The sequence below is a fragment of the Streptomyces mutabilis genome (genome assembly GCF_014649815.1).
GTDB lineage: Bacteria > Actinomycetota > Actinomycetes > Streptomycetales > Streptomycetaceae > Streptomyces > Streptomyces mutabilis.
In genome coordinates this window covers 295714-320601 of record NZ_BMTT01000002.1, presented here as the reverse complement: position 1 = coordinate 320601, position 24888 = coordinate 295714, and the positions used below count along the sequence as shown (strand labels likewise).

19 protein-coding genes and 1 pseudogene are annotated in these 24888 nt (G+C 73.3%); 12 read left to right on the top strand and 8 right to left on the bottom strand.

Annotated elements, in window-relative coordinates; translation table 11 throughout:
• Window positions 1–24: 24 nt before the first annotated feature.
• The 5 genes and pseudogenes from IE142_RS05610 to sucD form a co-directional block, all read left to right on the top strand.
• Window positions 25–2463: pseudogene (locus IE142_RS05610) on the top strand (DUF5682 family protein); the annotation flags it as partial.
• A 308-nt stretch (window positions 2464–2771) separates the two neighbouring features.
• Window positions 2772–3941, top strand: coding sequence for a vWA domain-containing protein (locus tag IE142_RS05605; RefSeq protein ID WP_191884680.1), 1170 nt, complete (start codon window positions 2772–2774; stop codon window positions 3939–3941).
• A 222-nt stretch (window positions 3942–4163) separates the two neighbouring features.
• Complete coding sequence (locus IE142_RS05600; RefSeq protein WP_191884679.1) at window positions 4164–5168, top strand: hypothetical protein; 1005 nt, start codon at window positions 4164–4166, stop codon at window positions 5166–5168.
• A gap of 743 nt (window positions 5169–5911) precedes the next feature.
• A complete protein-coding gene (gene sucC, locus IE142_RS05595) occupies window positions 5912–7093 on the top strand; it encodes an ADP-forming succinate--CoA ligase subunit beta (protein ID WP_043380868.1) in 1182 nt (393 codons plus the stop codon).
• A 28-nt stretch (window positions 7094–7121) separates the two neighbouring features.
• The gene (sucD, locus tag IE142_RS05590; protein WP_191884678.1) at window positions 7122–8006 is read left to right on the top strand and encodes a succinate--CoA ligase subunit alpha; all 885 of its coding nucleotides are present in this window, start codon (window positions 7122–7124) and stop codon (window positions 8004–8006) included.
• Between the two features lie 105 nt (window positions 8007–8111).
• Here the strand turns inward: sucD and IE142_RS05585 are convergent, their stop codons facing one another.
• Window positions 8112–9563, bottom strand: coding sequence for a helix-turn-helix domain-containing protein (locus tag IE142_RS05585; protein ID WP_191884677.1), 1452 nt, complete (start codon window positions 9561–9563; stop codon window positions 8112–8114).
• A gap of 96 nt (window positions 9564–9659) precedes the next feature.
• Here IE142_RS05585 and IE142_RS05580 point away from each other — a divergent pair, with 96 nt between their 5' ends.
• Window positions 9660–11360: a cell division protein PerM gene (locus IE142_RS05580; RefSeq protein WP_191884676.1), complete on the top strand. Its 1701-nt coding sequence runs from the start codon at window positions 9660–9662 to the stop codon at window positions 11358–11360.
• A 197-nt stretch (window positions 11361–11557) separates the two neighbouring features.
• On the opposite strand, the gene IE142_RS05575 is transcribed toward IE142_RS05580, so the two are convergent.
• Window positions 11558–12346: a hypothetical protein gene (locus IE142_RS05575; protein WP_191884675.1), complete on the bottom strand. Its 789-nt coding sequence runs from the start codon at window positions 12344–12346 to the stop codon at window positions 11558–11560.
• 300 nt (window positions 12347–12646) lie between these two features.
• On the opposite strand from IE142_RS05575, the gene purN reads away from it, so the two are divergent.
• Both purN and purH read left to right on the top strand, forming a co-directional pair.
• Window positions 12647–13285: a phosphoribosylglycinamide formyltransferase gene (purN, locus tag IE142_RS05570; protein ID WP_191884674.1), complete on the top strand. Its 639-nt coding sequence runs from the start codon at window positions 12647–12649 to the stop codon at window positions 13283–13285.
• Entirely contained in the window at window positions 13282–14853 is a 1572-nt protein-coding gene (gene purH / locus IE142_RS05565) for a bifunctional phosphoribosylaminoimidazolecarboxamide formyltransferase/IMP cyclohydrolase (RefSeq protein WP_191884673.1), read from the top strand. Before purN ends, purH begins: the two co-directional genes overlap by 4 nt.
• Before the next feature lie 92 nt (window positions 14854–14945).
• Here purH and IE142_RS05560 read toward each other — a convergent pair whose 3' ends face one another.
• Both IE142_RS05560 and IE142_RS05555 read right to left on the bottom strand, forming a co-directional pair.
• Window positions 14946–15398: a hypothetical protein gene (locus IE142_RS05560; RefSeq protein ID WP_191884672.1), complete on the bottom strand. Its 453-nt coding sequence runs from the start codon at window positions 15396–15398 to the stop codon at window positions 14946–14948.
• 98 nt (window positions 15399–15496) lie between these two features.
• Window positions 15497–16429, bottom strand: coding sequence for a hypothetical protein (locus IE142_RS05555; RefSeq protein WP_191884671.1), 933 nt, complete (start codon window positions 16427–16429; stop codon window positions 15497–15499).
• Between the two features lie 247 nt (window positions 16430–16676).
• On the opposite strand from IE142_RS05555, the gene IE142_RS05550 reads away from it, so the two are divergent.
• Window positions 16677–17690, top strand: coding sequence for a helix-turn-helix domain-containing protein (locus IE142_RS05550; RefSeq protein ID WP_191884670.1), 1014 nt, complete (start codon window positions 16677–16679; stop codon window positions 17688–17690).
• A gap of 117 nt (window positions 17691–17807) precedes the next feature.
• On the opposite strand, the gene IE142_RS05545 is transcribed toward IE142_RS05550, so the two are convergent.
• From IE142_RS05545 to IE142_RS05530, 4 genes are all read right to left on the bottom strand, one after another.
• The gene (locus IE142_RS05545) at window positions 17808–18278 is read right to left on the bottom strand and encodes a hypothetical protein (protein WP_191884669.1); all 471 of its coding nucleotides are present in this window, start codon (window positions 18276–18278) and stop codon (window positions 17808–17810) included.
• A 97-nt stretch (window positions 18279–18375) separates the two neighbouring features.
• Window positions 18376–19941, bottom strand: a complete 1566-nt coding sequence (locus tag IE142_RS05540; RefSeq protein WP_191884668.1) for a protein kinase domain-containing protein — start codon at window positions 19939–19941, stop codon at window positions 18376–18378.
• Window positions 19938–20684: an FHA domain-containing protein gene (locus IE142_RS05535; RefSeq protein WP_191884667.1), complete on the bottom strand. Its 747-nt coding sequence runs from the start codon at window positions 20682–20684 to the stop codon at window positions 19938–19940. Before IE142_RS05535 ends, IE142_RS05540 begins: the two co-directional genes overlap by 4 nt.
• A gap of 127 nt (window positions 20685–20811) precedes the next feature.
• Window positions 20812–21390, bottom strand: a complete 579-nt coding sequence (locus tag IE142_RS05530; RefSeq protein ID WP_191884666.1) for a hypothetical protein — start codon at window positions 21388–21390, stop codon at window positions 20812–20814.
• Window positions 21391–21662: 272 nt separating this feature from the next.
• Here IE142_RS05530 and IE142_RS05525 point away from each other — a divergent pair, with 272 nt between their 5' ends.
• From IE142_RS05525 to IE142_RS05515, 3 genes are all read left to right on the top strand, one after another.
• Entirely contained in the window at window positions 21663–22517 is an 855-nt protein-coding gene (locus tag IE142_RS05525) for a bifunctional methylenetetrahydrofolate dehydrogenase/methenyltetrahydrofolate cyclohydrolase (RefSeq protein ID WP_043380836.1), read from the top strand.
• A gap of 205 nt (window positions 22518–22722) precedes the next feature.
• On the top strand, window positions 22723–23160 hold the full coding sequence (locus tag IE142_RS05520) for a DUF3017 domain-containing protein (protein ID WP_043383363.1): 438 nt from the start codon (window positions 22723–22725) through the stop codon (window positions 23158–23160).
• A gap of 392 nt (window positions 23161–23552) precedes the next feature.
• Window positions 23553–24839 carry a helix-turn-helix domain-containing protein gene (locus tag IE142_RS05515; protein WP_191884665.1) on the top strand — a complete coding sequence of 429 codons (1287 nt, stop codon included), beginning with the start codon at window positions 23553–23555 and terminating at the stop codon, window positions 24837–24839.
• The last annotated feature ends 49 nt before the right edge of the window (window positions 24840–24888 follow it).

Here is a 24888-nt window from a genome sequence, read left to right as displayed (position 1 = left end):
TTGCCGGGCGGGAGCCTGCCGGGCGTGAACGGGCGTGGCGAGGGCGGGAGTGGAGGGGGCCGCGGGGCCGCGGTGACCGGTGGTGGGCCGTTGCTGCTGGGTGTGCGCCATCACGGGCCGGGGTCGGCGCGGGCCGTCCGGGCGGCGCTGGAGGCTTCCCGGCCGGGGATCGTACTGATCGAGGGGCCGCCCGAGGCCGACGCGCTGATCCCGCTGGCCGCGGACGAGGACATGCGCCCCCCGGTCGCGCTCCTCGCCCACGCCGTGGACGAACCCGGCCGCTCGGCCTTCTGGCCGCTGGCCGAGTTCTCCCCGGAGTGGGTGGCCGTCCGCTGGGCCCTGGACCACGACGTACCGGCCCGCTTCATCGACCTGCCGGCGACACACACGCTGGCGTGGCGGGCGCGGGAGTGCGTGGTGGAGGGGACGGAGCCGGACGAACCGGAGGAGCTGGTTCCGGGCAAGGAGGGCGGATCCGGGCCGGGCGAGGGGGACGAGCCCGGAGCCCGCGAGGAGGGCGAGTCCGGTGCCGTCCTCCCCGACCTCCGGGGCGATCCGCTCGCCGCGCTCGCCGAGGCCGCCGGCTACGACGACCCCGAGCTCTGGTGGGAGGACGCCGTCGAGCACCGGGGCGCGGGCGACGGGGACGTATTCGCACCGTTCACGGCGATCGAGGAGGCCATGACCGCGCTGCGGGAGACCGAGGAGGGCGGCGGACCCGACCGGGACCGCGTGCGGGAGGCGTACATGCGGCTCCGGATACGGGCGGCGCAGCGCGAGTTCACCCAGGGCGTCGCCGTGGTGTGCGGGGCCTGGCACGTGCCCGCACTGCGGCACAAGGTCACCGTCGCCGCCGACCGGGCGCTGCTGAAGGGGCTGCCCAGGACGAAGGTGGAGATGACCTGGGTGCCCTGGACCCACCGCAGGCTGTCCCGGGCCGGCGGGTACGGGGCGGGTATCGAGTCGCCGGGTTGGTACGGGCACCTGTTCGGTGCGCCGGACCGGCCCGTGGAGCGGTGGCTGACCAAGGTGGCCGGGCTGCTGCGGGCGGAGGACCGGCTCGTCTCCTCGGCGCACGTCATCGAAGCGGTGCGACTGGCCGAGACGCTCGCGGTGATGCGTGGCCGGCCGCTGCCCGGACTGAGCGAGACGACGGAGGCCGTGCGCGCGGTGATGTGCGAGGGCTCGGACGTGCCGCTCGCCCTGGTGCACGACCGGCTGGTCGTGGGTGACGCACTGGGCGCGGTGCCCGCCGGGGCGCCGGCGGTGCCGCTGCAGCGGGACCTGGCCCGCCTGCAGCGGCGGCTGCGGCTGAAGCCGGAGGCTCCGGAGCGGGAGCTGGAGCTCGACCTGCGCAAGGAGACCGACGCGGGGCGAAGCAGACTGCTGCACCGGCTGCGGCTGCTCGGCGTCGGCTGGGGGGAGCCGGCCGCCTCGCGCGGCAGCACGGGCACGTTCCGCGAGACATGGCGGCTGCGGTGGGAGCCGGAGCTGTCGGTGCGGGTCGCCGAGGCCGGGGTGTGGGGCACGACCGTGCTCGCCGCCGCGACCGCCAGGGCGGAGGCGGACGCCGTCACCGCACAGACCCTCGCCGAGGTCACCGCGCTCGCCGAACGCTGCCTGCTGGCCGAACTGCCGGACGCGCTCGGCCCGGTGATGCGGATACTCGCCGACCGCGCGGCGCTCGACACGGACGTCGGCCACCTCGCCCAGGCCCTTCCGGCCCTCGTCCGTTCACTGCGCTACGGCGACGTACGCGGCACCGGCACCGGTGCGCTGGCCGAGGTCGCCGCGGGCCTCGCCGAGCGCGTCTTCGTGGGGCTTCCCCCGGCCTGTGCCGCGCTGGACGCCGACGCGGCCCAGGAGATGCGCCGGCACGTGGACGCCGTGCACGGTGCGGTGGGACTGCTCGGCGACGCGCCCGCGCCCGGCCACGGTGCCCTGCGAGCCCGCTGGCGGGACGTGCTGCGCACCCTGTCCGCACGGGACACCGTGCCCGGAGTCGTCCGGGGGCGCGCCGTCCGGCTCCTGCTCGACGACGGCGAGCTCCCGCCGGACGAAGCGGCGCGGCTCATGGGCCTGGTGCTGTCCCCGGGGACACGTCCGGCGGACGCCGCGGCGTGGATCGAGGGCTTCGTCGGCGGCTCGGGCGGCGGCATGCTGCTCCTCCACGACGAACGGCTGCTCGCTCTGGTCGACGCGTGGCTGACCGGCGTGCCTGCGGAGGTGTTCACGGACGTACTGCCGCTGCTGCGGCGCACCTTCTCGGCGTACGAGCCGGGCGTCCGCCGCAGCATCGGCGAGCTGGTCCGGTGTCCGCAGGGACGGCGTGCGGCGACCGCGGCCGGTGCCGGCGCACCCGGTTTCGCGGCCGACCTCGACACCGGTCGGGCCGACGCGGTGCTGCCGGCGGTCCGGCAGTTGCTCGGCCTCGGCGACGACGGGGGCGGAGAGGACGGGGCGGGCGAAGCGTGCCCGGCGGACAGCACGGTTCGGCCGGTTCCGTCGGTTCTGTCGGACGCATCGGACCGGTCGTTTCTGCCGGGCGCTGCGCATCCATCGGACCAGTCGCGCCCGTCGGACCGGACGGACCCATCAGACCAGTCGGATCGGGCGGCCCTGTCGGATTGGGCAGACCGAGCAGATCGAGGAGACCGAGCAGGCCGGGTGGGCCAAATGAGCCTGGTGTGCCCGGCGGACCGCGTGGAGCGGGCGGACACCGGCACCGTTCCCCAGGACCGCGCCGGCAACGACACAGTGGAGGTGGACGCATGACGACCGAGCCAGTGGACGCCGAGGCCGCGCAGGAACGGTTGCGGCGGTGGCGGCTCGTGCTCGGCGGCGACCAGGCAGAGGGCACCGGCCACGCGCTTGCCGGACAGGACGCCGCGATGGACGGGGCGCTCACCGCGCTCTACGGGAGGGGGGAGGCGCCACGGAAGGGACGGGAGCGTGCCGCGGGGCTGGGGGCCTCCGCGCCGGCCGTGGCACGCTGGCTCGGGGACATACGGGCCTACTTCCCGTCCTCCGTCGTTCAGGTCATGCAGCGGGACGCGATCGACCGGCTCGGCCTCGCCACCCTCCTGCTGGAACCGGAGATGCTCGAGGCCGTGGAGGCCGACGTACACCTCGTCGGCACCCTGCTGTCCCTCAACAAGGCGATGCCGGAGACGACCAAGGAGTCGGCACGTGCCGTCGTCCGCAAGGTCGTCGAGGACCTGGAGGCACGGCTCGCCGGCCGTACCCGCGCCGCCCTCACCGGTGCCCTGGACCGCAGTGCGCGGGTCAGCCGGCCCCGCCACCACGACATCGACTGGAACCGCACGATCGCGGCCAACCTCAAGCACTACCTCCCCGAGTACCGGACGGTCGTGCCGGAGCGGCTCGTCGGCTACGGACGTGCCTCCCGCTCCCTGAAGAAGGAGGTCGTCCTCTGCATCGACCAGTCGGGGTCGATGGCGGCGTCCGTCGTGTACGCCTCCGTGTTCGGGGCGGTGCTCGCCTCCATGCGGTCGATCAGCACGCGGCTCGTCGTCTTCGACACAGCGGTGGCCGACCTCACCGACCAGCTCGACGATCCGGTCGACGTGCTGTTCGGCACGCAGCTCGGCGGCGGTACGGACATCAACCGCGCGCTGGCGTACTGCCAGTCGCAGATCACCCGGCCCGCGGAGACGGTGGTCGTGCTGATCAGCGACCTGTACGAGGGAGGTGTACGGAACGAGATGCTCAAGCGGGTCGCGGCGATGAAGGCGGCCGGCGTGCAGTTCGTGACGCTGCTGGCGCTGTCGGACGAGGGGGCGCCCGCGTACGACCGGGAGCACGCGGCGGCGCTCGCCGAGCTGGGCGCACCGGCCTTCGCCTGCACGCCCGACCTCTTCCCGGAGGTGATGGCGGCGGCGATCGAGAAGCGAGCCCTGCCGATACCGGATGCCGGGTGACGACTTGTCGACCAGGACCGCCTGTTCTCCGCCGCCATAACGGACATGACAGCCCATCGGCCGGACCAGGCTTGCGTCGCCCACGGAGTCCCGTGCGAGGATCGCGCGTCGTACGGATAGGTCGTGCGAAGAGGACCCGTCGATGTGTTGTTCGATGCCCGCGTCGCCCGGCGTGTCGTGCGACGCGCGAACCGTTCCGCCGCACGGGAGGAATCCCCTCCCTTGATCTGGTCAGCAGTTCTGCCCGATGCCGCTTGGCGCATGATGCGCACGGCGGCCGGGCGGCGTGCGCTGCACGTGACGCTGCTGGTGGGCGGGTTGTTCGTGCTGGGGGTGTGCTGCGGGGAGCGGGCGCATGCCGCCGAGGGCGTTCCGTCGCTGAGGGATGTCACCGGCCAGGTCGTCGATGCCTCTCCGGAGCGTCGGCGGCAGGAGCCGGCAGCACGGGGACCGGTCGTCCCGCAGGGTCTCCGGAGCGGCCAGGAACCTCCGGCTGCCCGGGGACCCGGGGCGGTGGTACCCGAGCCCGGCCTTCGTCCCGTGACAGAGGGCGTCGTGCGGCCCGTGGAGGACCGCGTCGTGCGGCCGGTCGTAGATGTGGCGGAGACGGTGACGGACGGGCTCGGGGCGCTCGCGCAGGCGAAGGTCCCTCCCTTGGACGCGCTGACTGCCCCGCCCGGCCTGACCGACCCCCCGTCCGGTTCGCCCGACCGCCCGTCCGGCCTGAGTGACCTCCCCGGCCCGACCGGTCCGCCCGGTCGGACGGTACCCGACGCCCCGTTCCCGCAGACCTTGCCGTCGCCCAAGGGTCCGGCCGCCGCCGCGTCCGGTGCCTCGGAGGACCCCACGGACTCGGCAGCCGCCCCCGAAGCCCGGCCCACCACCGGAGGAGCCGCAGCCTCGGCGACCGCCGCCTACGGCCCGGCGTCCGTCGCGTCCGCCGCACGGCCCACGGCGCACATCGCCACCGACCGCACCGTGGCGGCGTCCAGCGCGACCACGCGCACCCCCGGCCCCACCGCCGCCCGCCAGTCACCCATCGGCGAACCCGACGGCGCGCTGGGCACCGGGGCCGGTGCCGACCACGGCACGTCCCGCCACGGTGACGCACACGCGGTCACCCCGCATCACCGGATCCCGTTCGGACTCGTGCCCGGCGCCCTCGTGCGCGCCGACGCGGCCGAGACGCGGGACCGGCACCGGGACGTCCCGGTCTCTCCTGCCTAGGGGCGGGTCCTCTCCCCGCCGCGTACCCGCCGCGCGGAGTCGGAGAGGTCTGCCCGCCGTCCGGACGCTTCTCATATACGTCCCCGGGCGGACGCCGCCGGCCGCTGTCCGAGCCGCACGTTCCCGGTCCGCCCTGAGCGGCCGACCGCAGTGACCGACCGCAGTGGCCGACCGCAGTGGCGCGACACCGTCTGACGCCCGCATGCCGCCAGGCCCGAGATCCACCGGCCCGGACATCGGATGGACGTCAGGTGACCAACGGGCTTCGCGAGCGCGCGGCCTCGGACGGTCCGGCCGAAATCCGTCGGCCCCCGTCCGGCCGCAGCCCGCGGACCGGGCCGGCCGGTCCCCAATGGGGCGGGGACCAGCCGCCCGCACCCCGGACGGCCGCATCCGCGGACGTCCGGGGCGTTCCACGGCCTCACCGGGTGAACCCCAGCCCGGTGAGGCCCTCCCCTCCGTTTCCTCCGGGACCCTGCGCCCTCGGCCGAGCCCTGCCCGCAAGCCCTCACACCAGGCACCCCGTGCCAGTGAGCGCGACATCATGTGACAGGCATCACCGCTCAGGTGTGACCCACGATTTAGAGACCCCCCGCAAGCGGCGATAACCTGCGAGACGGACATGCCGCGCGCTCGGACACCGTGTGCGCCTCCCTTGTGACTCACAGCGGACGTCACGTTGCCCTTCGCGGCACGCCCACGCATCCAACGAACCGCGAGATCACTGATAGGGACGGAAGCGCGTGGACCTGTTCGAGTACCAGGCGAGGGACCTCTTCGCCAAGCACGATGTACCGGTGCTGGCCGGTGAAGTCATCGACACGCCTGAGGCGGCGCGCGAGATCACCGAGCGTCTGGGCGGCAAGTCCGTCGTCAAGGCGCAGGTGAAGGTCGGTGGTCGTGGCAAGGCCGGTGGCGTGAAGCTGGCCGCCTCCGCGGACGAGGCCGTCGCCCGCGCGACGGACATCCTCGGCATGGACATCAAGGGCCACACGGTCCACAAGGTGATGATCGCCGAGACCGCGCCCGAGATCGTCGAGGAGTACTACGTCTCCTTCCTCCTCGACCGTGCCAACCGAACCTTCCTCTCCATCGCCTCCGTCGAGGGCGGGGTGGAGATCGAGGAGGTGGCGGCCACCCGTCCGGAGGCCGTCGCCAAGACCCCGATCGACGCGATCGACGGCGTGACGCCGGAGAAGGCGCGCGAGATCGTGGAGGCCGCGAAGTTCCCGGCCGAGGTCGCCGACAAGGTCGCCGACATCCTGGTCAAGCTGTGGGACACCTTCATCAAGGAGGACGCCCTCCTGGTCGAGGTCAACCCGCTGGCCAAGGTCGCCTCCGGTGACGTCATCGCCCTCGACGGCAAGGTGTCGCTCGACGACAACGCCGAGTTCCGCCACCCGGACTTCGAGGAGCTCCACGACAAGGCCGCGGCCAACCCGCTCGAGGCCGCCGCCAAGGAGAAGAACCTCAACTACGTCAAGCTCGACGGCGAGGTCGGCATCATCGGCAACGGCGCGGGTCTCGTCATGAGCACCCTGGACGTCGTCGCGTACGCCGGTGAGAAGCACGGCAACGTCAAGCCCGCCAACTTCCTGGACATCGGTGGCGGTGCCTCCGCCCAGGTCATGGCGAACGGCCTGGAGATCATCCTCGGCGACCCGGACGTCCGCTCCGTGTTCGTCAACGTGTTCGGCGGCATCACCGCCTGCGACGAGGTCGCCAACGGCATCGTCCAGGCGCTGAAGCTCCTCGAGGACCGCGGCGAGAAGGTCGAGAAGCCGCTCGTCGTCCGCCTCGACGGCAACAACGCCGAGCTGGGCCGCAAGATCCTCACCGACGCCGACCACCCGCTGGTCCAGCGCGTCGACACCATGGACGGCGCGGCCGACAAGGCCGCCGAGCTGGCCCACGCCGCCAAGTAAGCACTCAGGACGAGGACACCAACACACCATGGCTATCTGGCTCAACAAGGACAGCAAGGTCATCGTCCAGGGCATGACCGGCGCCACCGGCATGAAGCACACCAAGCTCATGCTCGGCGACGGCACCGACGTCGTGGGCGGCGTGAACCCGCGCAAGGCGGGTCAGTCCGTGGACTTCGACGGCAACGAGGTACCGGTCTTCGGCACCGTCAAGGAGGCCATCGAGAAGACCGGCGCCAACGTCTCCGTCATCTTCGTGCCGGAGAAGTTCACCAAGGACGCCGTCGTCGAGGCCATCGACGCCGAGATCCCGCTGGCCGTCGTGATCACCGAGGGCATCGCCGTGCACGACTCGGCCGCCTTCTGGGCGTACGCGGGCAAGAAGGGCAACAAGACCCGGATCATCGGCCCGAACTGCCCCGGCATCATCACGCCGGGCCAGTCCAACGTCGGCATCATCCCGGGCGACATCACCAAGCCGGGCCGCATCGGCCTGGTCTCGAAGTCCGGCACGCTGACGTACCAGATGATGTACGAGCTGCGTGACATCGGCTTCTCGACCGCCGTCGGCATCGGTGGCGACCCGATCATCGGCACCACGCACATCGACGCGCTCGCCGCGTTCGAGGCCGACCCCGAGACCGACCTGATCGTCATGATCGGCGAGATCGGCGGCGACGCCGAGGAGCGCGCGGCCGACTTCATCAAGGCCAACGTGACCAAGCCGGTCGTCGGCTACGTCGCCGGCTTCACCGCGCCCGAGGGCAAGACCATGGGCCACGCCGGCGCCATCGTCTCCGGTTCGTCCGGCACCGCCCAGGCGAAGAAGGAGGCCCTGGAGGCCGCCGGCGTCAAGGTCGGCAAGACGCCGACCGAGACCGCGAAGCTCGCCCGGGAGATCCTGGCCGGCTGAGCGCCTTGTGCGCCGCGGCGCACAGCGCACCACACCGAGTGGGCCCGTCCTCGTCAGGGGACGGGCCCACTCGGCGTCCGGCGTCGTCGTGGCAGGGGCGCGGCGTCATTCGACGAGGGGCGCCAGCCGCTCCGGCCCGTCCTGCAACTGGTCCCGCAGCTTCTGCCGCAGCTCCAGCTGCTCGTCCGACAGCGGTCCCGGCGCGACCCTGGGCGGCACCCCGCGCACCGTCTCCCCGGGGGACACCGGAGGTTCGTAGTGCGTGGGCGCCGTACGCAGGGTCAGGGCCGTGGTTCCGATGAGGGCGACCGTGAAGGCGATCGCGGCCCGGGTCAGGAAGCGCGCCCGGCGCTCGCTGCCCATGCGTACCGTCGGCGGTTCGGACGCCCGCAGCCGCTCGGCCGAGGCCAGCTCGGCCAGCCTACGGTGCAGCACCTGAGGGTCGGCCAGCTCGGGCAGCCGGTCGGCGAGGGCCTCGCGGGCGCGCATCAGCCGGTTCGCCGCCGTCGGGGTGCTCGCCTCGGTCTCCGCCGCGGTCTCGGGCAGGTCCAGACCGACACCGTCGTACAGCAGGAGCGTGCGGCGGTGTGGTGGGGGAAGCCTGAGCAGGGTGTTCAGCAGGGTGCGGTCGCCTGTGTCGGCGGGCGGCGGCTCGGGGTGCCGGTGGCGCAGCCGGAACCGGTGCCAGGGTGAGAGCGCGTACTCGTACGCAGTCGCCCGCACCCAGCCCACCGGGTCACGGTCGCGGGCCACCTCGGGCCAGCGCTCCCAGGCGACCTGGAAGGCCCGCTCCACCGACTCGCGCGCCAGTTCGTGGCGGCCGGTCAGCAGGTAGGTCTGGCGCACGAGTGACGGGGCGCCGAACTCGTACAGCGCGTCGAATGCCTGAGCGGGAGTCAGTGCGGCCGGTCCGGGCTGAGGTGGTTCTGCCCCGGGGGTTGGATCCGGGGCCGGGGCAGGGCCCGGGTCCCGGTCGGGTTCGGGTTCGGGGGTGAGCGCCGCCGCCGATGCGGGTTCCGGGGCCCGTTGCCGGTCCGACCCCAGTTCAGACTCCGATACCGACACCGCTTTCGATGCTGATTCCAGTTCCGGTTCCGCTTGCGATTCCTGTCCCGGCCGTGGATCCGGCGTCGACTCCGCCTCCGACTCGGCCTCCGACTCCGGCCCCGAAATCAGCTCACGCCCGCCCAGCGGCTTCGCGGGGAGGACGAGCCTGTCGGCGGCCTCCTCGGTGGCGCGCGGCCCACCGGCTCCGACGGCCACGACGACGGGCACCGGCGCCCGTTCCGGCTCCGGGTGTGCGTTCCCGTCCGGCGCCGGTGTGGGCGACGGCCTGGCCCGCCGCGCCGCCGCCTCCTCGGCCAGGGCGTTCAGCAGCTTCGCGTACGCCTCCCGGTTGCGGCCGCGGGGAGCGGTACGGCCGGACTCCCACGCACGTACCGTCTCGCGGGTGACACCCACCCGCGCCGCGAGCTGAGCTTGCGTCAGCGCGGCGGACTCACGCAGGCGTCGGCGTGCCTTGGGAGGAGGGAGCGGGGTAGCGGGGCTCCGTGTCACAGGGCACCCCTTCGTACGAAAAAGTACATAAACATATATTGGGCGACACAGCGGGCCTTCGCCTGTTACGCCCGTCAAGCGCGTGTCGTTGGGAGCATGGCGGGCGTGATGCAGACGACCGCTCGCCGAGCCCCGCTGTCCCTGCTGCGCACCCGCTGGCGCGACCGGTCGCCCGGGCTGGCCGCCGGCCTCCTCGGCGGAGCGGTCGCGGCGGGGCTGGGACTGGCCTCCTGCGCCGTGCTCGTGACGGTGCTTTGGTTCAGTTCGCCGTACCAGGACGACGGACCCGGTGGCACGCTGCGCGTCGCCGCGGCGCTGTGGGTGCTGGCGCACGGGGCCGAACTGGTCCGTGCCGACACGCTCTCCGGCACCCCCGCACCCGTGGGCGTCACCCCGCTGTTGCTGCTCCTGCTGCCGGTCTGGCTGCTGCACCGCGCTGCCCGGGACGTCACGGACCCCGGGGACGGCGTGGGGGTGGCCGTGGGGGCGGGCGTGAAGCACGGGGCCGGCGGGCGTCCGGGCGGCGGGGGCCTGCGGGACGCCGGGCCGCCGCCGGTCTCCGCGCGCAACGCCTGGTCGGGGGTCGTGCTCGGCTACCTCGCCGTCGCCACGCCCGTCGTGCTGTACTCGGCCGACGGCGCGCTGCGGCCCTCCTGGTGGTGGACGGTGCTGTGCCTGCCCCTGGTCACCATGGGCGCGGCGGGCGCCGGGGTGTGGACGGCGTTCGGCCGTCCGGGCGGCCCGGTGGGCCGGGTGCTGCGGGTGCTGCCCCGGAACCTGCGGGTGCTGATCGTGGAGCCGGACGCGTGCCTGGGCGCTGCCACGCGCGCCGCGTGCGCCGGTGCGGCGGTGCTCGTAGGAGGCGGTGCGCTGCTGCTCGCGGTGTCGCTGGTCTGGCACGGAGCCGCCGCGCTGGACGCGTTCCTGCGGTTGACCGAGGGGTGGGCGGGGCGGTTCGCCGTGCTGCTGCTCTGTCTGACGCTGGTGCCGAACGCGGCGGTGTGGGCGGCGGCGTACGCCCTCGGTCCGGGTTTCGTGCTCGGCACCGGTCATGTCGTGGACCCGTTCTCCTCCGCGCCGGCGGCGATGTTGCCGCCGTTCCCCCTGCTGGCGGCGGTGCCGGACGCCGGACCGGGCACGCCGCTGCACTGGGCGGCCGGGGCGGTGCCGTTGGCGGCGGGGGCGGTGGTGGGGTGGTCCACGGCGCGGGCGGCCACGGCGGGCGTGGGCCGGGAGGTGGTGCCGGGTGTGCGGCGGGTGCCGGGGGGCGACGAGGGCGTCGCGGTGTGGTCCTGGCGGCGGACCGTTGGCGCCGCCGTGGTGGCCGCCGTGCTGTGCGCGGTGGTCGTCGCCCTGCTGGCCGCGTTGGCGGGCGGGCCGCTCGGGAGTGCCGCCCTCGCCCGCTTCGGGCCGGTGTGGTGGCAGGTCGGGGGAGCGGTGCTGGGGTGGACCGGGGTGGTGGCGGTGCCGGTGGCGGTGGTGGTGCGGATGTGGCGGCGGGTGCGAGGGGCTGCCGCGGGGGCGCCGGGGAAGGAGGTGGAGGCGCCGGGGGCGGGCGTGGCGAGTGGTGGCGGGGGTGCGCGTCGGTGGGGGTGGGTGCCGCCGCCGTTCAGAGGACGCCGTGTGGACGTCGGGGGAGCGGGAGAGGAGCAGGCCGACGAGGACGCCGTGCCGTTCGGGCTGTACGACGACGGGGACGGCGGCGGCGGTGGTGCTGGTGGCGGTGGTATCGACTCGCCGTACGACTTCTTGCCGGTGGACTCTCCTGGGGGCAGCCGCGGGCGCCGTGAGCCGTGAGCGGTGGGCCCGCCTCGGGTGCGTGCCGCGGGGCTTCTCTCGCCCCCGCCGCCCCTGCCCTTCCCGTCCCCGGGGGCTGCCGCCCCCGACCGACGGGCCTCGTCCTCGAACACCGGACGGGCTGAGTGGGGCGCGCCCGGCGTCCCCGAGCGTTCCGTGCGGCGCCCTGAAGCGCGCCGCCGGCCGGCGCCCCGCGCTCAGCCCTCCGTACCCAGCAGATCCCGCAACCGCTCCGGCAGGTGGCGGTCGCACGCCTGCTTCGCCTCGTTGGTGAGGGCGTCGTTGCGGCAGGTGTAGTAGTCGCTGTAGACCAGCTGGGCGCCGAAGGACGTGGCGACCAGCAGGATGGCCAGCGAGGACGTGACCAGGCCGCTGATCGCCGCGGAGCGCTGCGGGCGGCCGGCCCGGTCGGCCGGCCGGGCCGGGGTGTCCGGGTCGGAGGCGGCACGCGGCTTGGTGCGCAGGGCGCTGATGCCCCAGTAGAGGGCGAGCGCGCCGAGCATCAGGGCCACGTACGGCCAGGTGAAGAGGGCGAAGAACAGGGCCCACATGCCGCTCAGCAGGGCGTAGCGGGCACGCCGCTGGGCCGGGTCCGTCGGGTCCCAGCGCGGACCCGTGCCGCCGCCCGGTCCCTCGGGGCCGGAACCGACACCGCCGGGACGCTCACCGAAGCCGCCCGAGGAGCGGCCGGGCTGCCGGTCGCTCCACTGGCCGCCCCACGGGGAACGGCCGCCACCGCCCGGTGAGCCGGAAGAGCCTTGGCCGTCACCGTCGCCCGACGGGTGCCGCGGCTGCCAGGGGCGGTCCGGCGTGCCCTCCGGGGGCGGGGCGAACGGATTGTCCCGGTCGGTGTTCTTGTCGGCGGCACCGTCCGAGGGAGTGTCGGGCGGTGAGGAGGGACGCTCCCGCAGCAACACGGTGCTGCGCTCCCCTGGCTGCGCCGACTGCTGGGGGAGCGTGAGCAGTCGCAGGCTGCGGTCCGGCATCAAGTGAGCGTCTTCCCCTGGGCGATCTCGACGGTGACGAACGGGCGAACTGGTCGGCCCGACCGGTGAACGTGTGGCGCGCGGGCCGCGTTCCCGGTCCGGCTCCACGCAGACGCTACCTTCCGGCCACGCCCCCGTCCCGAGGGGGCCGTCCGGTGTGCCGGTATCGTTGCTGACGGTCGGCCGCTTCGTAGACTTCCCCGTATCCCGGGGCGCGAAGCATTCGTACGACCACACAAACGGATGAACGTACAAAACGTACGGCCGTGAAGACCCGCTCCCCCGAGAAAGGCCCCCACCGTGGCCGCCAAGCCCGTGGCCCAGCGAGCCAAGCGCCTAGTGGTGCTGGTCTCCGGATCCGGCACCAACCTCCAGGCGCTCCTCGACGAGATCGCCGCCACCGGCGTCGAGTCCTACGGAGCCGAGATCGTCGCGGTCGGCGCCGACCGCGACGGCATCGAGGGGCTCGCGCGCGCCGAGCGCGCAGGGCTGCCGACCTTCGTGACGAAGGTCAAGGACTACGGGACCCGGGAGGAGTGGGACGCGGCGCTCGCCGAGGCCGTCGCCGCCCACGAGCCGGACCTCGTCGTCTCGGCCGGGTTCATGAAGATCGTGGGGAAGGAGTTCCTGGCGCGGTTCGGCGGGCGGTTCGTCAACACCCACCCCGCGCTCCTCCCCAGTTTCCCGGGAGCCCACGGTGTGCGGGACGCGCTCGCGTACGGCGCCAGGGTCACCGGCTGCACCGTCCACTTCGTCGACGACGGCGTCGACACCGGGCCGATCATCGCGCAGGGCGTGGTGGAGGTCCGGGACGAGGACGACGAGAGCGCTCTGCACGAGCGCATCAAGGAAGTCGAGCGAAGGCTGCTCGTCGATGTCGTGGGGCGGCTCGCCCGCAACGGCTATCGCATTGAGGGACGAAAGGTAGTTATCCAGTGACCGCCACCGCCGAGAGCAACAAGCGGGCCATCCGTCGCGCGCTCGTCAGCGTCTACGACAAGACCGGGCTGGAGGAGCTCGCCCGCGGGCTCCACGAGGCGGGCGTCGAACTCGTCTCCACCGGGTCCACGGCCGGCCGCATCTCCGCCGCCGGCGTCCCCGTCACCAAGGTCGAGGAGCTGACCGGCTTCCCCGAGTGCCTGGACGGCCGGGTCAAGACCCTGCACCCCAAGGTGCACGCCGGCATTCTCGCCGACCTGCGCCTGGACAGCCACCGGCAGCAGCTCGACGAGCTGGGCGTGGCACCGTTCGATCTGGTCGTGGTCAACCTCTACCCGTTCCGCGAGACCGTCGCCTCGGGCGCCACCCCCGACGAGTGCGTCGAGCAGATCGACATCGGCGGCCCCTCCATGGTCCGCGCCGCCGCCAAGAACCACCCCTCCGTCGCCGTCGTCACCAGCCCCGCCCGGTACGCCGACGTCCTCTCCGCGGTGAAGGACGGCGGCTTCGACCTCGCCGCCCGCAAGCGGCTGGCCGCCGAGGCCTTCCAGCACACCGCCGCGTACGACGTGGCCGTCGCCTCCTGGTTCGCCTCCGAGTACGCCCCGGTCGACGAGTCGCGCTTCCCGGACTTCCTGGGCGTCACGTACGACCGCGCCCACACCCTGCGCTACGGCGAGAACCCGCACCAGCCCGCCGCGCTCTACACCTCCCCCGAGGGCGGCGGGCTCGCGCAGGCCGAGCAGCTGCACGGCAAGGAGATGTCGTACAACAACTACACGGACACGGACGCCGCCCGCCGTGCCGCGTACGACCACGCCGAGCCCTGCGTCGCGATCATCAAGCACGCCAACCCGTGCGGCATCGCGGTCGGCGCGGACGTCGCCGAGGCGCACCGCAAGGCGCACGCCTGCGACCCGCTGTCCGCGTTCGGCGGCGTGATCGCGGTCAACCGCCCGGTCTCCAAGGAGATGGCCGAGCAGGTCGCCGAGATCTTCACCGAGGTCATCGTCGCGCCGGACTACGAGGACGGCGCCCTCGAAGCCCTCACCAAGAAGAAGAACATCCGCGTGCTGCGCGCCCCCGAGGCCCCCGCCGCCCCGGTCGAGGTCAAGCCCATCGACGGCGGCGCCCTCCTCCAGGTCACCGACCGCCTCCAGGCCGAGGGCGACGACCCGGCCACCTGGACCCTCGCCACCGGTGCGGCCCTCTCCGAGGCGGAGCTGGCCGAGCTGGCCTTCGCCTGGAAGGCGTGCCGGGCCGTCAAGTCCAACGCGATCCTCCTCGCCAAGGACGGCGCCTCCGTCGGCGTCGGCATGGGCCAGGTCAACCGGGTCGACTCCGCGAAGCTCGCGGTGGAGCGGGCGGGCGCCGAGCGCGCGCAGGGCGCGTACGCCGCCTCCGACGCGTTCTTCCCCTTCCCGGACGGCCTGGAGATCCTCACCGCGGCCGGCGTGAAGGCCGTGGTGCAGCCGGGCGGTTCGGTCCGCGACGAGCTGGTCGTCGAGGCGGCGAAGAAGGCCGGCGTGACGATGTACTTCACGGGCACGCGGCACTTCTTCCACTGAGCCGCGGCGCGCTGACCCGGACAGGCGGGGGCACCGCCGGTCGACGACCGGCGGTGCCCCCGTGCGTCACGGGCCCCGGAACGCGGGCCGGATCAGGAGTTGAGGAACTTGCCGCAGTCCGCGTGCCAGGCCCACTTGTGGGAGCTGATGCTCGCGTTCACCCAGGCGCCGTTGCTGAACTTGTGACCGGAGAGGTCGCTCATGTAGTACTCGGACTTCGCGAGGCAGGCGTGGCCGCCGCCGTAGTTCGCGTGCTGGTAGACCTTGACGGCCATGCCGGAGGTCCCCTTGTGCAGGAGTGACTGGGCGTCGTCGTTGTCGCCGCCCTGGAACGCACCGGAGCTGTCGGCCCAGTGGGCGTCGTTGTCGGCGTCCCTGCCGAGCTGGCCGCTGCAGTTGTCGTAGTCGTACGCGTAGAAGTACCCGGATGCCGCGCTGTGCCAGGCGTTGTCGCACGCCGCGGAGGCCTGGGCGCCGGACGCGGGGACGAGGACCCCGAGCGTCGCGAGGCCGAGGGTGGCGGCTGCGGCGAGAGTCTTGCGCATGATGCATCGCTCCTTGGTGTGGTGGTCCGGTGCGGTGGTCGTTCCTCCGCGGCGATGGCGCCGCGGAAGCCTGGGGTGCACGGGCTCGCCGGGCGGCGTCAGGCCGTCGAGCCGGTGACGTCCTCGGCGCGGGCCAGGGCGGCGAGGCTCATCCGGTCGTAGGCGGCGATGTCGTCGGCGTACTCGGTGAGCCGCTTCTCGCGGTACTCGCCGTCCAGCGCCCGTGCCGTCTCGGCGAGCGGTGTCTCGGTGGCGCAGGTGGCCTCGGCGACCGCCAGCCGTACCTCGGTCGCGAACGCCCGGTCGGGGTCCAGTCCTTCGGTGAGCCGCGGCAGCGCCTCCCGTACCGCCGGCGGGTCGGCGTACGCGTGGCCGGCGTCGCGCATGCACGCGGACCACTTCTCGACCGCGCCGACGAAACGCCGGTCCCGGAGGAGGTCCGCGACGTAGACGGAGGTGAGGTTCGTGGCGGTCTTCTCGGCCTTGAACCACCGGTCGAAGTCGCCGTACAGCCGTTCCTTGGCGTCGGTCTGACAGCTTTCGCGAGGAGTTTTCACGGTGCCGCCCCCGGGCAGTTCGGCCGTCAGCATTTCCGCCGACGGGCCGCCTTCGAGAGCCTTGCCGTAGCGGACGCGTTCCTTCTCCGGGAGTGAATCGGCGTACGCGTGGTTGGGGTCGCGGCGCTGGGCGTCCCTGAGCCTCTCCTCGAGCCGGCTGCCGTAACCGTGCCGCTTCGCCCAGCCGACGTCGGTGAGCACGTAACCGCCGCCCTCGAGCTCGTCCGCGGTCGGCAGCGGGCCCACCCAGTACTTGAAACCGTGGCGCTCCATGCACTTCTTCACGAGCACTGCTTCCGCGCGCTGGAGCCGGATCCGCTCGTCGTCCGTCAGCCGGCGCCCCTGGCCTCCGGGCACCTCGGCCCCCTCGGACGCGGCGGGACCCGCCGGGCCGCTGGCGCCGGCGGTGCATCCGGACGCCGCGACCGCGGTGATCAACGCGCCGACCCAGCCGGCGGCAAACGCTCGCTTCATGCTGGTGAACCCCCGTCTGCCGCGGTGCCACCCCCCGTGGTCGGCACGAGTCCCACGATCGCCCAGCGGTGCGACGCCCCGCCATGCCGTTGCGCTCCAGTGCAAAAGCCCAGGTCGGCTCGGGGAACCGGAGGTTCCGTGCGTGGAGATGCCGCTCTGACGCCGACGACCGGGACCTTTCGCAGCAGATCAGGGGCATGCCAAGTTAGAGTCAATCGACCGTAAAAACTCAGTTCGGGGGAACGAGATGTTACGCGTCCATTTCGGCGATGCCGACCTGGCCAGAACCAGACTCTCCAGCGCGCCGCACCCGTTGTGGGAGATCGCCACCAGTCTTCACCGCCTCCAGACCCGGCAGGGCCGCTGGGCCTACGCGGAGTGGTACCGCACCATCCGGCAGCGGTTGCGCGACAAGGGGATGGAGCATGCGCTCCGCACCGTGCTGCTGCCGTTGTTCCCGCGAGCGGCCTACTTCCCGGACTTCCTCACGCCCACCCACGCCGCCGACGGCCTCGAGGCCGGACTCGAAGGCATCCTGGCCACGCCGCGGCACCGGATCCTGAAGGAGGTCGCCCATCTCGACCGGGTCGTCGGAGCACCCTCGTGGGCACCGACGCTGGCCGAATTGTCGACCCGCAAGGAACTGGTGGGGCTGCTGCGCGCCTACTACGAGGCCGCCATCGCCCCGTACGAGGAAGTCATCCACGCCCGCATCGAGGCCGAACGGGCGGCCCGCTGCCGGGGGCTCATGGACGGCGGCGTCGAGGGCATGCTGGCCGGCCTCCGCCCCACGATGCGCTGGGAACGCTCCGTCCTGCACGTCGAATACCATCCCGCGGTCGACCGCGACCTGCATCTCGACGGTCGCGGGGTGCTCCTGGTCCCGTCGTACTTCAACTGGCAGCGGCCCGTCACCCTCGCCGACCCGGCCCTGCCTCCGGCCGTGATCTACCCACTGACCCACGAGCCGTCCGCGCCGCCGCCGGGTCATCCGGCCGGCGCGCCCGCCGTGTCCCTGACCGCCCTGCTCGGGCGGGCGCGGGCCGTCACCCTGCACACCGTGGCGGCCGGTGCCACGACCGGTGAGATCGCCCGGGCCGCGGGGGTGGCGGCGTCCTCGGCCAGTCGGCACGCCGGCGCGTTGCGCGACGCGGGGCTCGTCACCAGCGTGCGGCACGGCGCTACCGTGCTGCACACCCTCACACCGACGGGAGCGTGTGTGCTGAGGGCGGCCCTGTCGAGGTCCCGCGGCACGCCGTGACGCCGGGGCCGCCGACGACCCGTCGGAACGCCGGGCCCGGCGCGAGGCGACCCCCGGCCTCCTCCCCTGGAGGGGGGATGCAGGGGGCCGCCGTTCGGGCGTGCTCCGGAGTGCGGGTCAGCAGGGGCGCAGCGACCAGATCGGGTCCCAGGTCGCCGTGCCCGCCTGGTAGGCGGTCGACGTCCAGCGGACGCTGCCGTCCTTGTTGAAGAACTTGGCGACCGTGCCCGGCGTCTGGTTGTTGGTGAACGGGCCGTCGCCGGTCCAGTTGGTGAGGTTCCAGGTCTGGCACTTGTAGAAGTCGAACTTGGTGCCCTTGACGATCATGCACAGGTGGCCGTAGCCGCAGGCCAGGTCCTGGGCACCCTTGGTCCGGGGCGCCTCGGTGACGGTCAGGCCCTCGTACGTCACCGCGTCGGCGGTCACGTGCAGGGGCTTCGGGTTGTCGGCCAGCACCTCGTCGGCCGCCTGCTGCAGGGCGGTCACCCGGGTGCCGCCCGGGGCGTCGTCGGCGGTCGCAGCGACCGTGGAGGCGGCGACCAGGGCCGAGGCCGCGAGGAGCAGCGCGGCGGGCTTGATGATGTTCACTGTTGTTCCCCCATGAACGTCGGTGTCTTACCGCCGAAGCGGTGTGAGCACACCGTGCCCGCGGCGCCCGCCGCGGGGTACCTCGCAACTCTCAGGTTCACGTCCGCCCCGGCGGCGTGTACTCCTTGAGGTGGTGAGCGACGCGGTCGGCGTAGTCGCGGTACTTCGGGGGAACCCCGCCCGCGTCGTTCACCTTGTCGTACGACGTCCGGTAGGCCACGGCGATCAGCACCCGGCGGTCGCCCGGCAGGCCGGCGTCGAGGCGCGGGGTGATCCAGCACAGGTAGCGGCCCATCGCCGGGATGGACTCGGCGGGCGGGAACGGGGGCTCGGGGACGGTCTCGCCGGGGGTGCCGTCCTCGTTCATCCACCAGCGCAGCACCTTCGGGGTCCAGCGGGCGATGCCGTACTCGTCCTCGGCGGGGTCGGAGAGGTCCGGGTCGAAGTCGCTCTCCACCTTCAGCATGGCGGCGATCAGGGGCGGACTGACCTCCTTGCGATCGCAATCGTGCGCCGTCTCGACGATCAGCAGACGGTAGGCCGCCGGCACGCCCTTGTCGGTGCGCAGTTCACGGGCGCCGTAGGAGGCGGCGGAGACGTTGGTCGCGGTGGAGCCGGCGCCCGGGACCCCCGGACCGGGGCCGCCGCCGTCGCCGCGGACGGTGATGCCGTACCCCAGAGCGGCGACGGCCGCGGTGGCGGCCGCCGCGGCGAGGGCCAGCCGCCGGGACCGTGCGCGGCGCGGCAGGACGGACGCGACGGTGCCCGTGCCCTTGCCGGTGGCCGCCGCCACCCGCCGTGACAGGGCGTCCGTGCCGATGCGTTCGGCGTGCGTCCGGGTCAGACACGCGCGCACGATCTCCCGCCACGCCTCGGGCAGCTCGGGCGACAGGCGCAGTTCCTCGGTGCCGCGCGCGTAGGCGGCCGCGGCGTCGCGGCGGGCGGTCGGGGTGCCGCCGGGCAGGGGGAAGGAGCCGGTGAGCACGAGGTGGGCGAGGACACCGAAGGCCCAGACGTCGGCGGAGGGGCGGATGCGGCGGCCGCGTTCGCCGATCTCCGACCAGAGAAGTTCGGGCGGGGTGTAGTCGGGAGTGGAGAAGGCGGGCGTGTAGGCGTGGGTCCCTTCCAGTTCGGCGGCCATGTTGAAGTCGGCGAGCCGGACCGAACCGTCGCTCATCAGCAGCACGTTGGCCGGTTTCAGGTCCCCGTGCACCCACCCGGCACGGTGCAGCTGGACCAGGCCCTCGCAGATCTGGGCGATCAGCGCGGTCCCGCCGGCCGGGCGGGGCACGGCGGACAGCAGCGCGGACAGCGAGCCCTCCGCCTTCTCCAGTACGAGGACGGTGGCGCCGTCGAGGCCGGGGCGGGCCGGATCGTCGACGACGAGGGTCTCGTACATCCGCACCAGCCGGGGCCGCCGCAGCCTGCGGTGCAACTCGACCTCGCGGTCGACCAGTTCCCGCAGGTGCGTCAGCTGGCGGGGCGTACCCGTGCCGGTGGGCAGGAACTTCAGGGCGGCCGTGCGCGGCAGACCGGACCCTTCGTCGCCGACCCGGCGGGCCTCGTACACGCTGCCGAAGGCGCCCGTCGCGATCGGCGCCCGCACCTCCCAGCCGCCGACCCGGTAGCCCTTCGGCACGGGGACGGCGTACGGCTCGGTCACCGGATCACCCGGCGCGGTGGCGCGGACAGGACCACGAGGTCGTCCTCCCGGACCAGGTCGAAGCGGAGCGCCATGGCCACCAGGGACTCCTTCTTGCCGTTGAGCCGCGTGCCCGCCTCCGCCGTCTCCGGGCCCGGCTTCAGCCGCAGCTTCACCGCCAGGTAGTCGATGTTCCACTGCACGGACGTGCGCGACGCGGCCGGCCAGCCCGGGCGAAGCCGCTCGACGACCTGCTCGACGGTCGGCAGCGGCGCGTGCGGCGTCCCGCGCAGCCGTGGCTCGCACAGGGCGGCGAGCACCGCGAAGTAGCGCTTGGTGCGGTCGACGGAGAAGGCCGGGGCGGTCGGTTCGCCGTCGGTGCCGTCCTCGGCGCGCAGGTAGTCGTGGCGCGGCGCCCACACCTCCAGCGGCAGCAGGTCGCCCGCCGCGGGCAGCACGATCCGCGAGAACTCGAAGGGCACCGGGGCGTCCAGACGGCCCGGCGCGACCTTGATGTGCTCGCCGGCGCCCTCGGGGTTCTCCACCACGTAGGTCTGGTGGGCGGAGAGGTTGCTCAGGGTCCAGAAGACGCCGTGGGCGGTGATCTCACCGGCTCTGCGGGACACCCCGTCGTGCCCGATCAGCAGGCCGCCCTCGGGCACGGACCGCCCGAAGGGCAGGCGCTCACCGGGTGCGAGCCGGAACTGCGTGCGGGTGCGTTCGTCCTCCGTGGTCGGCGGAGGTACCACGATGATGCTGTACAAGGTGCGTCTCCCCGTGCCTGACGGCTACCCGCGTCAGGGTATTGCGACGCACCAGGGCCGCGTCCCCCCTCGTACGGGTGAGACACGGCCCTGCGACGGGATTGGCGCGAAAGCGTCCCGTGGTGCGTCAGTAGCGCGGGCGCTTGAACCAGGCGGCGCCGTTGGAGTTGCCGACGAACACGGCGATGAGGATGCCGAGCACCAGGTGGATGATGCCGAAGACGGTGAACGGGTAGAGGGCGATGACCGCGGTGAGGATGCCGAACACCAGGGCGGTGATGCGCAGGCCGTTGCCGCCCGCCTTGAACTTCACCGCCAGGACGGCCGCCCAGACGAGCCACGCCAGCGCGAGCACCGCGATGGCCCACAGCACGCCCGTCGGGTAGTCGGCCAGCTCCTCGAACGCGGGGTCGTCCTTGGCCTGGTCGACCGCCACGGCCGAGACGGCGAACAGGACCGTGCCGATCGCCTGGAGGCCGACGATCACCCACAGCATGACCCGGGCGGCACTGACGGTGCCCGGCATCGTGGTGGGGGCGCCGCCGTAGGGCTGCTGGACGGGCGGCGCCGACGGGTAGCCGTAGCCGGGCTGCTGGCCTTGGGGGTAGCCGTAGCCGGGCTGGCCCTGGGGCGGCTGCTGGCTGCCGTGGCCGGGCTGCTGGCCCTGCGGCGGACCGTAGGGGTTGTTCGGATCGCCGAAGCTCATGGCGGGACTTCCTCCGTCGCTGTCACGTGCGGGGACGACGCGTGGCGCGGCTCGGAGGAGGTCGTCAGTAGCGGTTCGTCCCCCCGGTACGGCCCCGCGGCACTGTGCTCCCCAATCGTTCTTGACCGGTCTCGTGCTTGTCCAGCCCGGCCGCAAGGTGTTGTGCAAGTGCAACAACGCCGATCATGCGCGAATCCGCGCGCACGCGTCCCGCGGTGTCCGTACGACGGCCGGATTGGAACCCGGGGCCGGTCATCCGCGAGGATGGGGGCATGACCGCCCAGATTCTCGATGGCAAGGCCACCGCAGCCGCGATCAAGTCCGAACTGACCGCCCGCGTGGCGGCGCTGAAGGAGAGGGGCGTCACGCCCGGCCTCGGCACCGTCCTGGTCGGCGACGACCCCGGCAGCCAGAAGTACGTCGCCGGCAAGCACCGCGACTGCGCCCAGGTGGGCATCGCGTCCATCCAGCGCGAGCTGCCGGCCACGGCGACGCAGGAGGAGATCGAGGCGGTCGTCCGCGAGCTGAACGACGACCCGGCCTGCACCGGCTACATCGTCCAGCTGCCGCTGCCCAAGGGCATCGACGAGAACCGCATCCTGGAACTGATGGACCCGGACAAGGACGCGGACGGCCTGCACCCGATGAACCTCGGCCGCCTCGTCCTGAACGAGCCGGCGCCGCTGCCCTGCACCCCCAACGGCATCCTCACCCTCCTCCGCCGCTACGGCGTGGAGATCAAGGGCGCCGAGGTCGTGGTCGTCGGCCGCGGCGTCACCATCGGCCGGCCGATGCCGCTGCTGCTGACCCGGCGCAGCGAGAACGCCACCGTGACCCAGTGCCACACCGGCACCCGGGACCTTTCCGCCCACCTCAAGCGCGCGGACATCGTCGTCGCCGCCGCCGGCTCCCCGCACCTGATCCGCCCCGAGGACGTCAAGCCGGGTGCCGCCGTCCTGGACGTCGGCGTCTCCCGCAACGCCGAGGGCAAGATCGTGGGCGACGTCCACCCCGGCGTGGCCGAGGTCGCCGCCTGGATCTCCCCGAACCCCGGTGGCGTCGGACCCATGACCCGGGCCCAGCTGCTCGTGAACGTGGTGGAGGCGGCGGAGCGCAGTGCCGGCTGAGAACACCGATGCGGGGCGCTCGGGGGGCCGGGAGCCCCGCGAGGGCGGGGACGGTCGGAGCCCCGTGAGGACGGGGAACCCGACGAACTCGCAGCGTCCGACGTACTCGCAGAACGCGACGCACTCGGAGAACCTGGCGCACTCGGAGAGCCCGGAGGCGCCCGACAACTCCGATCCCCCCGAGCCCGACGACACCGACGACGACATCACCGTCCGCGACCCCGTCAGCGCGCCCGACGCCGACGGCAGGCCGCGCCGGACCACCCGGCGGTTCCCGCTCTTCACCCGCGACACCGCGCGCCCCGAGGGCGGCGGTCGGGCCGCGGCCGGCGACGCACCGGCGCCCGCCCGGCAGTGGCCCGTGCTCACCGTGGCGCTGCTGGTCGGCCTGGGGCTCCTGCTGACCGCGCTGGACGTGTTCCGCTGGGGGACGTTCCTGATCGGCGCCGCGCTGCTCGTGGGCGCCGCGCTCCGCTGGGCGATGTCCGGCGTCGGCATGCTCGCCGTACGCTCGCGTTTCACGGACATCGCCACCTACGGCGTCCTGGGCCTGACCATCGCCCTGCTGGCGCTGATGGTTCAGCCGAAGCCGGTGCTGGAACTCCCGTTCCTCCAGGACATCCTGCACTTCACCGTGAGCTGAGTGTCGGTACGGCGGCCCGTCCTCACCCCCGTGGGAGGACGGGCCGCCGCCGGAACCAACCCTCCTGCACGGCGAAGGCCCTGATCAACGCTTGTCAGGGCGCTGTGGCACGGAAGTGACCGTTCCGCTACTCCGCTACGCGGACCGTGAAAAACGGGGTTCGGTTCCGGGCACGGGAACGCCGGTGGGACACTGGACCACGAACCGTTGGGCGTGCGACGGTGCATGCTCGCGGGCCTCTGTGCTCCTGTGCGCCCCCACCCCGGGAACTGAGATCCTGACCGGGCGCATCCCTGTGGGTAGCCAGAACGGGGACTCCGTGCGGGACGCCGCGCGAGAGGACCGAGCGGGGGAACCAAAAGCACGTCACCGGGGGTAAGAGGGGGGAAGCAATGCCTCGTTGGAAGGCTTTGCCGGAGGAACTCGATCCGCAGATCAAGGAGTTCGCGAGTCAGCTGCGCCGACTCGTGGACCGCAGCGAGCTGAGCATCGCGTCGGTGGCCGACGCCACGGGCTACAGCAAGACGTCCTGGGAGCGGTACCTGAACGGCCGGCTGCTGGCGCCGAAGGGCGCCATCGTGGCCCTGGCCGAGGTGACGGGCACCAATCCCGTCCACCTGACCACCATGTGGGAGCTGGCCGAGCGCGCCTGGAGCCGCTCGGAGATGCGCCACGACATGACCATGGAGGCCATCCGGATCTCCCAGGCGCGCGCCGCGCTCGGTGAGCTGGGCACGCCCGCGGCCAGATCGGGCAGCGGCAACAGGAGCAGCCGGGGGTCCCGTACGGGCCGTCACGGTGGCGGCTCGCCGGCCACGCCCGGTGTCGCCGGACCGGCCGGTGTGGCGCCCACTCTGCCGCCGTCGGTTCCCGTGCAGCCGACCGCCGCCGACAGCCCCGACTCGGCCGTCGGCACCCTCCGGGGCGGTGGCGCCGCCCCCGGCGCTCCCTCCGCCCCGTCGACCGGCGGTGCGAGCGACGGCAACTCGTGGAGGATCGCCGGTTACCGGGGCCCGGCACCGACCGGCGACCGCGCGGCAGGGACCGGCACCGGCTACGGGACGGCCGTGACGCCACCGGCCGCCGCGGCACCAAGCGGTCGCGGCACCTCCGAGACGTACCCGGACACGCACGGCGAGCCCCCGCGCGGCGGCTTCGGCGCCCGGGGCCGCTCCTCCGGGGGCGGCGGCAAACGGACGACCACGTTCGTCGCGGGTGTCGTCGGCGTGCTCGTGGTGATCGCGGGGGCCTTCTTCGTCATGAACGAGGACGGGGACGAGAAGAACGAGGGCGCCAAGCCCTCCCCGTCGGCCACCGTGACCACCGACCCCGCCCTGCCCCCGGGCGTGAAGTGCAGCGGCGACGCCTGCACCGGCAAGGACCCGGAGACGATGGGCTGCGGCGGCGACCTGGTGACCACCTCCGCGACCGCCACCGTCGGCGCGGCCGCCGTCGAGGTCCGCTACAGCAAGACGTGCGGCGCCGCGTGGGCCCGCGTCACCCAGGCCACCCGGGGCGCCGAGGTCGAGGTGAGCGCGGACGGGGCGAACCGGCAGACGGGTGCGGTCACCGGGGCGACCGACACCGTCGCCTACACCCCGATGGTGGCCGTGAAGTCCGCGGCCGACGCCAAGGCGTGCGTGACGCTGGCGTCGGGCGAGAAGGGCTGCACGGAGTGACCGGCGTGACCGGGGACGGGACCGTCCCGGGGCGGTCCCCGGAGAAAGT

Bases quoted from the DNA above. Each gene is read 5' to 3' on its own strand.
- IE142_RS05550 (WP_191884670.1), top strand. From the start codon at position 16,677: ATGTTACGCGTCCATTTCGGCGATGCCGACCTGGCCAGAACCAGACTC.
- IE142_RS05525 (WP_043380836.1), top strand. From the start codon at position 21,663: ATGACCGCCCAGATTCTCGATGGCAAGGCCACCGCAGCCGCGATCAAG.
- IE142_RS05605 (WP_191884680.1), top strand. From the start codon at position 2,772: ATGACGACCGAGCCAGTGGACGCCGAGGCCGCGCAGGAACGGTTGCGG.
- IE142_RS05575 (WP_191884675.1), bottom strand. From the start codon at position 12,346: ATGCCGGACCGCAGCCTGCGACTGCTCACGCTCCCCCAGCAGTCGGCG.
- sucD (WP_191884678.1), top strand. From the start codon at position 7,122: ATGGCTATCTGGCTCAACAAGGACAGCAAGGTCATCGTCCAGGGCATG.
- IE142_RS05560 (WP_191884672.1), bottom strand. From the start codon at position 15,398: ATGCGCAAGACTCTCGCCGCAGCCGCCACCCTCGGCCTCGCGACGCTC.
- IE142_RS05530 (WP_191884666.1), bottom strand. From the start codon at position 21,390: ATGAGCTTCGGCGATCCGAACAACCCCTACGGTCCGCCGCAGGGCCAG.
- IE142_RS05515 (WP_191884665.1), top strand. From the start codon at position 23,553: ATGCCTCGTTGGAAGGCTTTGCCGGAGGAACTCGATCCGCAGATCAAG.
- IE142_RS05555 (WP_191884671.1), bottom strand. From the start codon at position 16,429: ATGAAGCGAGCGTTTGCCGCCGGCTGGGTCGGCGCGTTGATCACCGCG.
- IE142_RS05580 (WP_191884676.1), top strand. From the start codon at position 9,660: ATGGCGGGCGTGATGCAGACGACCGCTCGCCGAGCCCCGCTGTCCCTG.